General features: G+C 47.5%; 12 protein-coding genes. 4 read left to right on the top strand and 8 right to left on the bottom strand.

The features are described from left to right. Positions 1–22: 22 nt before the first annotated feature. Genes ACFSVM_RS23825 through ACFSVM_RS23815 form a run of 3 tightly spaced genes read right to left on the bottom strand, consistent with a single transcriptional unit; the run spans position 23 to position 2093 of the window. Positions 23–985: a DNA-3-methyladenine glycosylase family protein gene (locus tag ACFSVM_RS23825; protein ID WP_379264970.1), complete on the bottom strand. Its 963-nt coding sequence runs from the start codon at positions 983–985 to the stop codon at positions 23–25. Next, positions 945–1493, bottom strand: coding sequence for a methylated-DNA--[protein]-cysteine S-methyltransferase (locus tag ACFSVM_RS23820; RefSeq protein ID WP_379264968.1), 549 nt, complete (start codon positions 1491–1493; stop codon positions 945–947). The genes ACFSVM_RS23825 and ACFSVM_RS23820 overlap by 41 nt, the downstream gene beginning before the upstream one ends. Before the next feature lie 36 nt (positions 1494–1529). Further along, positions 1530–2093, bottom strand: a complete 564-nt coding sequence (locus ACFSVM_RS23815) for a bifunctional transcriptional activator/DNA repair enzyme AdaA (protein ID WP_379264966.1) — start codon at positions 2091–2093, stop codon at positions 1530–1532. Between the two features lie 307 nt (positions 2094–2400). Between ACFSVM_RS23815 and ACFSVM_RS23810 the strand changes: the two genes are divergently transcribed. After that, positions 2401–3462, top strand: a complete 1062-nt coding sequence (locus ACFSVM_RS23810) for an LCP family protein (protein ID WP_083655996.1) — start codon at positions 2401–2403, stop codon at positions 3460–3462. 299 nt (positions 3463–3761) lie between these two features. Here the strand turns inward: ACFSVM_RS23810 and ACFSVM_RS23805 are convergent, their stop codons facing one another. After that, positions 3762–4592, bottom strand: coding sequence for an AraC family transcriptional regulator (locus ACFSVM_RS23805; protein WP_379264963.1), 831 nt, complete (start codon positions 4590–4592; stop codon positions 3762–3764). A 206-nt stretch (positions 4593–4798) separates the two neighbouring features. On the opposite strand from ACFSVM_RS23805, the gene melA reads away from it, so the two are divergent. After that, positions 4799–6097 carry an alpha-glucosidase/alpha-galactosidase gene (gene melA, locus ACFSVM_RS23800; RefSeq protein WP_076314296.1) on the top strand — a complete coding sequence of 433 codons (1299 nt, stop codon included), beginning with the start codon at positions 4799–4801 and terminating at the stop codon, positions 6095–6097. A 110-nt stretch (positions 6098–6207) separates the two neighbouring features. Here the strand turns inward: melA and ACFSVM_RS23795 are convergent, their stop codons facing one another. Beyond that, on the bottom strand, positions 6208–7671 hold the full coding sequence (locus ACFSVM_RS23795) for an alpha-amylase (protein ID WP_090724895.1): 1464 nt from the start codon (positions 7669–7671) through the stop codon (positions 6208–6210). A 272-nt stretch (positions 7672–7943) separates the two neighbouring features. Here ACFSVM_RS23795 and ACFSVM_RS23790 point away from each other — a divergent pair, with 272 nt between their 5' ends. Together ACFSVM_RS23790 and ACFSVM_RS23785 are read left to right on the top strand one after the other, a co-directional pair. After that, the gene (locus tag ACFSVM_RS23790) at positions 7944–9350 is read left to right on the top strand and encodes an MATE family efflux transporter (RefSeq protein ID WP_379264960.1); all 1407 of its coding nucleotides are present in this window, start codon (positions 7944–7946) and stop codon (positions 9348–9350) included. Between the two features lie 304 nt (positions 9351–9654). Next, positions 9655–10839 carry an acyltransferase gene (locus tag ACFSVM_RS23785; RefSeq protein WP_379265238.1) on the top strand — a complete coding sequence of 395 codons (1185 nt, stop codon included), beginning with the start codon at positions 9655–9657 and terminating at the stop codon, positions 10837–10839. Between the two features lie 287 nt (positions 10840–11126). Here ACFSVM_RS23785 and ACFSVM_RS23780 read toward each other — a convergent pair whose 3' ends face one another. The 3 genes from ACFSVM_RS23780 to ACFSVM_RS23770 are packed head-to-tail and all read right to left on the bottom strand — an operon-like array spanning position 11127 to position 13062. Beyond that, positions 11127–11801, bottom strand: coding sequence for a hypothetical protein (locus tag ACFSVM_RS23780; protein WP_076314300.1), 675 nt, complete (start codon positions 11799–11801; stop codon positions 11127–11129). Beyond that, positions 11801–12694: an ABC transporter ATP-binding protein gene (locus ACFSVM_RS23775; protein ID WP_379264958.1), complete on the bottom strand. Its 894-nt coding sequence runs from the start codon at positions 12692–12694 to the stop codon at positions 11801–11803. Before ACFSVM_RS23775 ends, ACFSVM_RS23780 begins: the two co-directional genes overlap by 1 nt. Continuing rightward, positions 12694–13062: a GntR family transcriptional regulator gene (locus tag ACFSVM_RS23770; protein WP_047912709.1), complete on the bottom strand. Its 369-nt coding sequence runs from the start codon at positions 13060–13062 to the stop codon at positions 12694–12696. The genes ACFSVM_RS23775 and ACFSVM_RS23770 overlap by 1 nt, the downstream gene beginning before the upstream one ends. Positions 13063–13217 lie beyond the last annotated feature (155 nt).

The raw sequence follows: 13217 nt of genomic DNA, 5'->3' as shown, positions 1-13217 counted from the left end.
TCAAAATCGCCAGGAGTGTGACCTACAACGTAAGGGTTCTCCATAGATAGAAGACGGCGTAGGCCTCATAGCCTGCCCAAGGCTTAAACAGCTCCCGGATCTGATCAGGAGCCGGCTTCACGCTGAGACCAAGCTCCCGCTTCAGCGCAGCATGAAGTCCGGCATCACCGATAGGAAAGGCAGCGGGATCACGCAGGCAGCGCATCAGCACATAATGTGCTGTCCAGGGGCCGATCCCGCGAATGGAGATGAGCGTCTGCTCGGCCTCATAGTATCCCGAAGCAAGAAGGCCGCCTTTCTGGAGCTCACCGCTGCTTATCCGCCTGGCCAGATCCAATATATATTCGCTTTTTTTGGTCGTAATCTGCAGCTCCTTCAGATCCTGTACGGATGCCGTCAGCAAGGACTGAGGCGTCGGGAAGAGATGGTACGTACGCTCTCCGTATTGGTGCTGCTCGCCATAAGTCTCGGTAAGCCGGCGTTTTAAAGTATAAGCAAAGGTCAGATTGATCTGCTGTCCGAGCACTGCCCAGCATAAAGCCTCGAATAGATCAGGAACACCAACGATCCGGAGTCCACGTAACGATGCAGAGAATTTCGAGAGAATGGGGTCAGACGTGACAAGTGTCTCCACAGGAGTGAGATCTCTGTCCAGATCCAGCCATTCGGTTATATAGGCAGCTGCTGCTTGGCATTCCTCAGCAAGGAGCGGTGCTTCCAGCAGGGATTGAACAATCAACGCATGTGCCTCTTGATCATACTCCAGCTGAAGCGGAAGCATGGTTTCCGCTTCCTTAACTCTAATCAGTTTATATATCCTCCCCTGATCCACCTGATGCAGACATTCCAGCTTGGAACGGTTCAAATAATACAGAATCTCTTCATAGTTAAACAGCTCAGGCAGAGACAGCTTGAAGCGAATATCTCCAGGATAGAACTCCACTTTAGAATTGGAACCGGGCATGTCCTGCTGCGGTATATCCATGATATCCCTCCAGGTTAAGAAGTGCTTCCTTTACTTTCAATCCACCGGCAAACCCCGTCAGTGTGTTGTTCTTACCAATGACACGGTGGCAGGGAACGATGATGGGCACAGGATTCGCCCCGTTTGCAGTACCAACGGCACGGACTGCTTGAGGGCGGTCAATCCCGTGAGCTATATCGGAATAGCTGCGTGCTTCGCCATAGGGAATTTGCTGTAACGCATGCCATACCTTCTTCTGAAATTCCGTGCCTCTCAGATCCAGCGGCAGACGGAAGCTCTGTCTTGCTCCATTCATATATTCGTTCAGCTGAGTGACATAGGGTGCGAGCTTCTCGGGATTCTCTATCATATCTGCTCTTGGAAAACGGCGGTGAATCCAGCTCATCAGCACCTCCATCGAATCTGTGGGCCAGGTCACTTTGCACAGCCCCTTCTCTGTTGCGGCTATATACATCGTCTGATTTTGAAATAAAGAATGTCTGAGCTCAGCCCAGTACACGGTCTCCATACGGTATACCTCCTCATCTGTTCAAATGAATAATCTCTATGTGATATCCCCTTTGCGGTACTGCTGGGGTGTGACACCTGTTCTCTTTTGAAAAACATGGATAAAGTGCGAGACGCTCTTAAAACCGACATTTAATGCCACATCCTGAATTTCCGAATCCGAGCTCTTCAGCTGTTCCTTCGCATGCTCAATACGGACATGCTGCAGCTGCTGAGCTGGGGACGCTTCGGTAACTCTCTTGTACACCCGCTGCATGTGATAGGGACTGATACTGAGCGCTTCAGCGATCTGCGGGAGAGTAAGCGGCTCTCTGTAATGTGCGTAAATATAGCGGGTAACCCGTTCTGCAATATCAGCATCAGGGTTAATGAGTTCCTGCTTATTTGGCTGGCACCTCTTACAGGCTCGATATCCGCTGCGTTCCGCCTCTTGAATGCTGGCATAGACAGTGACATTTTCCGGCTTCGGTGTTCTGGAGCGGCAGGAGGGTCTGCAGTAGATGCCTGTCGTTTTGATCGCGGAATAATAAATGCCGTCATATCGGTCGCTTCGCGCAAGTATCGCAGCATACACTTTGTCAAACAGCTCCTGATCCCTCACACCTATCATCCTCCAATATCCATCTCTTTTTTGTCCGAATCCATTTCATGATATCTTTTTTGTCGCTTTAATAAAGGATGAAATTGATCCTACTAAATCACATTATAGGCAACATTCTTCCGAAAAGGCACGTTATAGAAATAGGAGAGCAAGATTTCGACATTCTGCGAAATGAACATTCCTTAATATGGAAAACTGTAGTATATTAGATGAGTTATCGAATCAAAATCTGACCCAAAACATCAAATTTTATTAAAAATGATATATATTACGTCGACAAAAAAGATAGTGAAGAAAGGAGAAGCTGATGAGCGATCTTGAATACCCGTTGACACGGAGCAACCGTAAGAAAGCCGGCAAGAACAAAAAAGCGAAGAAGAAGACGAAAAAGCCATTAATCATCTCTTTTATTATCCTGCTGCTAGTCGGCTCATTTGCTTATATTTTTCATAAGGAGCTGGGGTGGGCGGCGCTGCAGCTGTTCGTAGAGAAGCCGGTCAAGACGGCACTCGATGATTCTTATGAACCACTTGATGAAGTTACCGGACCTGCTGTGACAGAAGAAGAGAAGGAACTGGAGCCGTTCAGCATGCTTCTCCTTGGTGTAGACGAGCGCGAAGGGGATGTCGGCAGATCTGACACGATGATCTATGCCGTATTTCGTCCAGAGGATCACCGGATGCTGCTCTTATCGATCCCGCGGGATTCCTATGTGCAGATTGCCGGGAGAGATCGAAGAGATAAAGTGAATGCGGCTTATGCCTACGGCGGTGCCAAGATGAGTGTGGAAACCATTGAGCAGCTCTTGGAAACCGACGTAGATTATTATGCAAAAGTGAATTTTAATGCGCTTGTTGAAGTGGTCGATGCGCTCGGCGGTGTCGAGCTTCCTATCACAGAACCGATTCAGAACAAGTACAAGTACCATATTCCACTGTACATTGAGGCGAACAAGCCCATCTATACAGGGGAGGATGCACTCAATTATGTAAGGTACCGTGAGGATTCCGATTTCAAGCGGACGGAGCGCCAGCGTATCTTTCTCAAAGCCGCAGCAGAACGGATGCTGCAGATCGGAAATATTACCAAGATTCCAGAAATCCTGTCTATCGCGAGCAGTAATATGAAGACAGATATGACCTCAGACTTTATCCTGGATCTCGGCAAGCTGCTCTATGATAAGGAAGCTGTTCCGCAGATGACCAGTTATATGCTGGAGGGAAGCGGCAAGAGCGATGGGGCCTGGTACTACATGCTGGATGACGATAAGCTGGACTACGCGCAGCAATTAGTCGACAACTGGACAGATGCATCCATTACCAGCGATCAGCTGATGGATCCGGAAAAGGATGAAGAGCAAACACCATAATATGAAGGGCCTGTCCTATGCAGACAGGCCCTTTTTGTGTGATCCGCCAGCAGGGGCGTCATTTACTATGATTACTTTTTATTTTACCTGGAGATGGGGAGCTCTCTGTTCGGGGCATACGTAAATACATGAATATAAGATTCCATAGAATACATCCCAAAAGAATCTCGACGCCACTCTCCTGTAGATCCGTTCCATTGCTGCTTAGTAAGGTGCCAGTAAAGAATCCTAGTACTAAGGAAATGACTACTTCCAGTAACTTTTCTTTCATTTTGTTTCCTCCTATTGATTATTCTAAATTATTTAAGCTGCTGCCGATAATGGCGGGGAGAATGGCCCTGCTTCTTCTTGAACATCTTGGAGAATAAAAATGCATCGTTATAGCCTACGGAGTGGGCGACATCACTGATTGACAGCTCCGGATTCCGGAGCAGCTCTGCGGCCCGTCTCATCCGGTATTCCAGCAGATAGGACTGAAGCGACACGCCAAAATGCTCCTTGAAGATGCCTGACAGATAGGTGCGGTCAAGACCGACCGCTTCTGCAATATCCTGAATCGTCATCCTCTGACTGTATCCGTTCTCAATGAAGCGGATCGATTTCCGAATATAGCTGTCCCGTGATGGGGACTTATGGTATGCAGCCGGAGCGGGAGCGCTGCGTATGAGATCGCCCAGCACTTTATACAGAATACCCAGACTATGAACATCCCCACCGGCATGATGACGAACATGAATGAGATCGTCATAGAAAGAAGTGAAACAAGTTCCGGATGCAGCTGAATAGATGGGATGCTCAGGCGTACAGCTTCCGCGCTGCAGCAGGGATTTGGCATATATTCCTCTGAAACCGATCCAGGAATAAGTCCAGGGGTCCTCTTCATCGGCGGTATAGTGAATACGTTCATCTGGGAAAATGACAAATCCCTGTCCTGGACCGAGCTGAGCCGTCTGATCTTCATAGCGAAAGCTCCCATGTCCCTTATGGATGTAATGGAGGATGTAGGCATCTCGTAGACCTGGACCCCAGCTGTGCCCGGGTTCACACTCCTGCAGGCCGAAGAAATCCATGCGGAGCTCCATCTTCTCCTGCGAATCCTGGAGGGTTAGATAGACTTCATTGATTGGCATTGTATGATAACCCCTTTTGCACGTATGTAGCTGTATTATACCAAACAAAAGGGGCGGAACGGTTGTAAATGTATTACCATTCCTAATCAATCAAGTGGGATTATAACATGTTTATCTTGGACTATTCTATGTCCTCCTGCCCTTGCCCAGGCGTATAGTTAGGCTGTATTCAATACAGCGGTTGCTGACTATGGGAGGCAGATAAAATGTCCAAAATTACATTCATTGGTGCGGGGAGCACCGTTTTTGTCAAAAATGTACTCGGCGATGTGATGACAACTCCAGCTTTGCAGGACTTCGAGCTTGCTCTGTTTGATATTGATGAAGAGCGGCTGCGGGACTCCGAGCGGCTGCTTAACAGCATAAAGGAAACGCTCGGCAGCACCTGCCGAATCATCGCCTATCATGACCGCAAAGAAGCACTTCGCGGTGCGAAATACGTCATTAATGCGATTCAGGTCGGCGGCTATGATCCGTGTACGATCACTGATTTTGAGATTCCGAAGAAATATGGTCTGCGCCAGACGATAGCGGATACGCTGGGGATCGGGGGAATCTTCCGTAATCTTCGGACGATTCCGGTGATGCTGGATTTTGCCCGCGATATGCAGGAGGTCTGCCCGGACGCTTGGTTCCTGAACTACACCAATCCGATGGCTGTGCTTACGAATGTTATGAATACGGTTGGCGGCATCAAGACGGTTGGACTCTGCCACAGCGTACAGCACTGCGTCTCCGATCTGTTCCGCTCGCTTGAGATGGATACGGCGGGAGTAGAATCGAAGATTGCCGGCATCAACCATATGGCCTGGCTGCTTGAAGTGAAGAAGGATGGCAAGGATCTGTATCCGGAGATTAAACGCCGGGCGGCTGAGAAGCAGAAGGAGAAGCATCATGATATGGTACGGTTTGAGCTGATGCTTCGGTTTGGCTATTATGTCACCGAATCTTCGGAGCATAATGCAGAATATCATCCCTACTTTATTAAGAAGAGCTATCCTGAGCTCATCGACAGATACAATATACCGCTGGATGAGTACCCGCGCCGCTGTGTTAACCAGATTAATGGCTGGAAGGAAATGCGGGACAAAATATTTGCCAGCGAAAGTATTGAGCACACACGATCTGCAGAGTATGCCTCATACATCATGGAAGCGATGGAGACAGGTAATCCGTTCAAGATTGGCGGTAATGTCATGAATACCGGACTCATTACGAACCTTCCGAAGGAAGCTTGTGTTGAAGTGCCGTGTCTAGTAGACCGCTCTGGCATTACGCCGACCTATGTCGGGGATCTGCCGCCTCAGCTTGCTGCACTGAACCGTACGAACATCAACACCCAGCTGCTGACGATTGAAGCAGCGGTGACTCAGAAGAAGGAGCATATCTATCATGCCGCGATGCTTGATCCACATACAGCTGCCGAGCTGTCCCTGGACGATATTACTTCCCTGTGTGATGACTTAATTGAGGCTCACGGTGACTGGCTGCCGGCATTCAAATAATAGGCCAAGAAGCTGTTCCAAAATTAAATAACATAAATCCCCTGCCTCTCCATAACGTTAGAGGGCAGGGGATTTGTAATTTGGTAAGCATGTTCTATCCAATTAGCGGATCAATTGTTGTTCGATGCTTCAACCCATACCGATACGCTTCCACCGTTCACAGGGAAGTCGGCAAAGCCGTCTTTGCCAATCTTGATCTGATCAGTCCGGTTGCCCGTAATATCGATAAAGGTCTGCCCAGCCCGTTCTGAGCCTACCTTCATGTGCTTCTTGCCCTCTTCGCCATTGCCGATAACGACGGCACATCCGGAATGAGGGAACTCGGCGACCCCGCGCCTTACCCAGCCAATCGTATTCGGATGGTCGAAGTAATCCTCCTGTGGACCATAGGCGTAATGATATCTGGCGTGAAGCAGCGGATCGATCGCATCCTTCTTCGGAGGAATTGGATGCTCACCGGATATTCCATAATAGTCACCGTAGAATACGCAAGGGTATCCACCTTGACGCAGCAGAATCAGCGCATAGGCACTCTGCTTGAACCAATCATCAATCCATGATTCGAGTGCCTCTTCCGGCTGAGAGTCATGATTATCAACGAACGTTACCGCATGAGTCGGATGGGTATTAACGAGTGTATCCTGGAAGATCGTGCTGAGATTGAAGTTCTTTCCAGCCTGGGAGGCCTCATGCAGCTTATAGTGGAGAGATACATCAAATAAGTCAATCTGGTAATCGACCGTGTCCAGGAAGTTCTGACAGGCCGCGAGATCGGGCTTCCAGAACTCTCCGACAATGTAGAAATCCTGTCCGCGTTTGTTGATCATCTCTTTAGCGAATTCCTTGATGAATTCATGGTTGATGTGCTTGATGGCATCCAGACGAAAACCGTTGCACTGTAAAGTGTCGATGAGCCATTTACCCCAGCGGATCATTTCCTCTCTGACCTCAGGGATGCTGTAGTCGATGTTAGCGAACATGAGATAATCATAGTTGCCGAATTCATCGTCTACATTCTCGTTCCAGGCCTTGTCTTCTTCTGCCATGCGGAAGATGCCGGTCCGATTGGTCTTGGCATCATAATCTGTGCCGTTGAAATGAGTATGATTCCATTTGAAGCTGGAGTATTTGTCTCCCCGTCCAGGGTAATCAAATTTGGTCCAGCCCTCGATTTCAAACGGCTTGGAGATATCCTTGGTACGATTGTTAGGATCGACTTCAATGACTTTGAAGCGCTCCGTTGCATCGGCTCCAGCCTTGTGATTCATGACCAGATCGACGTATACGGCAATGCCGTTCTGCATACAGGCGGCTAGTGCTTCGAGCAGCTCCGCTTTGGTTCCGTACTTGGTTCGAACGCTCCCTTTTTGATTGAATTCGCCGAGATCGTATAAGTCATACACTCCATATCCCGTGTCTTCAGGCGAGGAGCCTTTCGTAACCGGGGGAATCCAGACGGAGTCAATGCCTTGTGCCTTCAGCTCGGGAGCTTTCTCGGCCAGTCGTTTCCAATGGGAACCGTCCGGTTCAACATGCCACTCAAAAAACTGCATCATCGTATGATTACGTTTCATGGTATGTTCCCCTCTCCATATCAAAAAATCTCGTGCATCCTATATGTATTTCTTAAGATCGCCGGAAGGGCGGAACTCCAGAACACATAAATGCTTTTATTGTAGAAATAACCCCGAAAAACCTGCAGCTAAACGATGTCCCGCAAAAATATTCTTTTTTTAGGTGATCAAATGAAAATATTATGATAAACTACCTATGTTTTTCATCAATTCCAGAAAATTTTCGAAAGCCGTTTTCATATATTAATTAATGAGTCAGCAAGGGAGAAATTATGACGACGACAGCAACGGGCGGGGGCGCCGCCGAAACGAATAATCTTAAGCTTTTTGCGTTAACCTGGCCCATATTTTTAGAGCTGCTTCTGTTCATGCTAATGGGTACAGTCGATACATTTATGCTCAGCGCGGTATCCGATGAGGCCGTATCGGCCGTTGGTACAGCGAATCAGATCGTAACCATCGCCATTCTGATACTAGAGGTCATCGGTAATGGAGCAGCCATTGTCGTTGCCCAGTACATCGGTTCAAGGAAGCTGGCAGAAGCCTCAAGAGTATCTGCTATCGCGATTACCCTGAACCTGTGTGTCGGACTTGCGATCAGTATATTGTTTGTATTTGGAGGGCGCTCCATACTACAAGCCATGAATCTTTCGGGAGAGCTTCTTGCACTCGGTCAGGCTTATTTAACCATTGTAGGGGGAGGGATATTCCTCCAAGCCTTGATTAACATCCTTGCCGCGATCATTCGGACTTATGGATATACGAAGCAGACGATGCTGGTCTCTCTGGTGATGAATGTTATCCATCTGGTCGGTAACTATGCGCTTATATTTGGGCATTTTGGCTTTAGTCCACTGGGTGTTCAAGGTGCAGCCATCTCAACGGTGCTCAGTCGTTTAATCTGCGTCGTGATCTTCTTCTGGCTTCTGTACAGGGTGCTGTCTGTTCGTATCGAGTGGAAGCATTACTTCACCATTTCCAGGAATTATGTAGGGAAAATTCTGAAGATCGGCATTCCGTCGGCCTTTGAACAGATCATCTATCAGGTCTGTCAGCTCGTCTTCTTATATTATGTCACTTATCTCGGTACGGAATCCCTGGCGACAAGGCAGTATGCTGCTCAAATTTCACACTATATCTATCTGTTCAGCATGGCGGTTTCGATCGGTACCTCCATTCTTGTCGGACGCTTCGTTGGTGCAGGGAATCCGGAAGAAGCATATGCCCGTTTGCGAAAAAGCGTCAAGATCGGGCTGACCTCCACGATTATTATGGATTTGATTATTATTGCGCTGCGGGAGCCGCTTCTTGGGATCTTCACAGACAGCGCCGAAATTATTCGTCTTGGATCGCAGGTGATCCTGTTCAGTATCGTGCTGGAGACAGCCAGAACCTGCAATATGATCATGATTAATTCGCTGCGCGCCGCAGGAGATGCACGATTCCCGGTATATATGGGTCTCATCTCCATGGTCGGTGTAAGTCTTCCGCTTGGCTATGTACTCGTATTCTCTCTCGATATGGGCCTCCTTGGTGTATGGATGGCGAATGCAGCGGATGAGTGGATTCGAGCGTTCATTATGCATTTCCGCTGGAAGAGCGGTGCTTGGCGCAAGCATGCCTTGGTGGAGCATCCGCCCGTACATGAACAAGCACAGCCTGCTGCAGCACAATCCTGACGGATACCGGCATTGATTGCGATTTCACGCAGTTAGCACCTATCCAAAAATAGCTAATATTAAAAAAAGCCGCCAATAGGTGGTTTTTTTACTAGTAAAAATACAAATAAATCATGTTATCATATACAATAGATTGGTCAGAGTGATTGGATGTTTATCCGTATTTAAAAATAGATTAAGAGATTCTTAAGGTACACAGAGCATGAATGATCTATGATAGATGAAGCACTGTGAGCTCAGAAGATCCTGTTATATAAGGACAAATTGCTGAACTCTATTATATAGAAACAAGGAGTTTTAAATGATGAGTCAAACACAATTAGAAAAAAGGGAACGTATTCCCGAGCTGAACCTGGTGCGATGTATGGCGATTCTCGGGGTATTGACCGTGCATTCGTCTTCATTTGCGACATTAAACATGATTGATTCCGGCATGTATGGTGTATACAACTTCTTCAATATTTTTATGAAGTTTGGTACACCGACATTTATTTTTCTCAGCAGCTTTGTCTTGTTCTACAATTATTACACAAGACCGCTGGATAAACAGCTGGTCACAGGCTTTTATAAGAAACGGCTGCTTTACATCCTGATTCCGTATTTTATGTTCTCACTCTTTTACTTTGGAATCCTGCATGTGACGCATTATCCGGACCGTTCCTTAGTGGATACAATAACAAGCTTCACTGATAAGCTGTTTACAGGTAAGGCATATACGCACTTATACTTCGTATTTATCAATATGCAGTTTTATATTTTATTTCCGCTTGTGCTGTGGCTGTTCAAGAAGGCGCCATCGCTTGTCAAATGGGCAGTCCCGATCGGTCTAGCGATTCAATGGGGATTCATTCTCATGAACAAGTACGGAGTGATCTCTGTTGCAAATAAAGGAAGCTGGTCACCGTCTTATTTTGCCTATTTTATGCTGGGTGCATTCCTTGGCGTATACTTCCCTAAGATCAAACAGTGGATTGTGATGAAAAAGGAGTATGCCACGCCGGCTAAGATTACCGCCTGGATTGGACTCTGGGTAGTCTGGCTTGGTGCGGGGATTGCCCATGCGCAGATTTGGTATCTGAACCGCAAAGGCATTGCGGTATACGATTCGCTCTGGTATGAATTCTTGTGGAACCTGCACACATTTGCAGCGGCTCTGGTGCTCTTCCAGATCGCCTTCCTGCTATATAAACGTGCACGTGGGCAGAACATGTTTGTACGCGGTATGTCTCGCATTGGTGGACTGTCCTTCGGGATTTACCTGATTCACCCCTTCTTCCTGCTGATCTACCGCGAGTTCCCGCCGCAAACCGGGATCTCTATGCTGCACCATCTATGGTACGTAGGCGGCTTCTTGGTGGCACTGATCGGTTCGTATATCGTCGTGTCGCTGGCATCTCGAATTCCACAGTCGTGGATCCTGTTCGGGAACCTGCCGAAGCCGAAGAAGAAGGAGCGCACTATTGGGGAGAAGAGAGACCTCCCTGCATAATTCAATCTTTTCTCATACAAAAAAGCATGCCGCGAAATTTAGCGGCATGCTTTTTTGTGCGCTAACCATGGTCGAGCCGTTAGCGAAGACCATGCTGTGTTTTACATCCCAAGCGGAATTTTTGGATGGCGAACGACTTTTGCTTTAGCAACCGGAGAGAGCCAGCCAAAAATGGAGCGCCTGACTTTTGCGTTAGCAACCGGAGAGAGAGAATCAAAAAATGAAACGACTGAATCTGCTAAATCAAAAATAGAGTGTCAAGTAAGCCGCTCAAAACATGGAGCGGCTTACTTGACAGTCGACCTGCGCAGCAAGAAATAGGCAATGACGACAAACAACAGAGTGAAGGGAGTCAGGTACCAGATGGAATCGGTCTGATAAGTTACAAAGAATCGGCCGACTTCATCCCATAGTTCATAGAACGTAACGAGCACGCTCGCAATGCCCATTACAACGAACATAAGTACAAGCAGCCCAGCCAGCACAAGAGCACCGAATCTGCGGGCAATGCTGGGGAGTAAGAAGCCGAAGAAGCAGAAGAAGGTGAATACGACAAAGTTGAGCCCGAGGAACTCCAGGAAACCGAGCTCGTTAGTAAACGGAAAGTTAAAGAACCCAAGCCCAGTCCCCCAGGAGGTGGCCTTCTCTATTGCTCGCAGCACAGCGAGAACGATTGAGGCGACGAGCATATGGACGGTCAGCCAGATAACAGTACCTGAGTAGTAATCCTTTCTTCTGACACCGAAGCCAAGCAAGAACGAGAAATTCATAGGCACGATAATGATGCCAAGGGTCATCATGAATACATAAATGCTCAGCACGCCTCCAGAAGTATAGGGCCCAGTAAAGGTGCTGACGATCAAATTGGTCAAAAAGTTAAATATCATAATCGTGTAGGGCATGTAAACCCACAGCCACCGATCGATATGGTGAGTTCTGATGACATTACGTATACCTGGCATTATAGAATCACCTCTTCCTTATTACGGTTGTTGGTCAAATGGACAATGAATTGCTGAAGCGATACAGGGGCTACGTCCAGATGTTTGCTCTCAGCTTGTTTACGGAAGTCCGAAATTCCTTCGCTTCGCACTGTGACTTGAAGTATAGAGCCCAGCGTCTCGCTGCGAAGGACTTTTTTATTATGAATAAATGCTTCCACATCCTGCTTCTTTCCACTGATCGTATAGGCAGCTCCTCTTAGCTTCTCTGCCTCTTCACTCAGCAGAATCCGGCCGCTGTCAATGACGATAACATGCTCAAGCATGGCGCTGATCTCATCAATGAGATGCGTCGATAAAATAATGGTGCGAGGATGCTCCATATAGTCCTGAATCAGCCGGTCATAGAACATTTGTCTTGCGGTAGCATCCAATCCGAGATAAGGCTCATCGAAGATGGTGAGCGGAGCACGGCTGGCCAGACCGACTACGATACCGACTGCAGAAAGCATCCCCCGAGACAGCTTCTTCACATGACGTTTCAAAGGAAGATTGAACTCCGTCAGCAGGGTGTCTGCAAGCTTCGCGTCCCAATTCGGAAATTGGTAGGAGGCAATGGCGATGACATCTCTGATCCGGAAGGAATCCGGATATTTTTGACTCTCTTTAATAAAGCACATTTGATTGAGCACCTTGGCATTCTCATAGGGTTCCTCACCAAACACCCGAATTTCGCCGGACGTGGGGAATATTTGGGCAGTTAAGATGTGCATCAAGGTTGTTTTACCTGCTCCGTTTCGTCCGAGAAGTCCATATATTTTGTTTTCTTCTATGCTCAGACTGATGTTATTAATCGCGGTGACATCATTTCCGAAGCTTTTGGTCAGATTCCGGATTTCCACTACATCACGCATTATCGTTTCTCCTCCCGTTGAATCATAATAGACAGCTCTTCTTTGCTGATGCCGAGTTTCTGTGCCTCTTGGATCATCTTGGTGACATATTGCTCATAGAATTGCTCTCTGCGTTTCTCCATAACCATCCCCCTCGCGCCTTTGGCTACAAACATGCCAATTCCTCGTTTCTTGTACAGCACGCCTTGATCGACCAGCAGATTTACACCTTTGGCGGCTGTGGCAGGATTAATTTGATAAAAAGAAGCAAATTGATTCGTTGAAGGGACTTGAGCTTCTTCTTCCAAACCACCCTCAATAATGTCGTCTTCGATTCGTTCCGCGATCTGTATAAAAATGGGGCGGTCATCATCCATTTGCAGTCCCATGTGCCACCTCTCCTCATTGGTTAGTTACTTATGTAATTAACCATACAAGCAACAAGGTAAGAAGTCAACACTTTTACAAAAAATAGGCGGAACGTTATCGCAGCTGCTCTTCATTCCATCCTAGCTTTCGCTTCGGTTTACAAAAATGAAGTGTA

Origin of the sequence: Paenibacillus shunpengii (assembly GCF_042684905.1) — a bacterium.
Taxonomy (GTDB): Bacteria; Bacillota; Bacilli; order Paenibacillales; family Paenibacillaceae; genus Paenibacillus; species Paenibacillus shunpengii.
The sequence above is the reverse complement of the archived record's forward strand: the minus strand, read 5'-3'. Positions and strand labels throughout refer to the sequence as shown.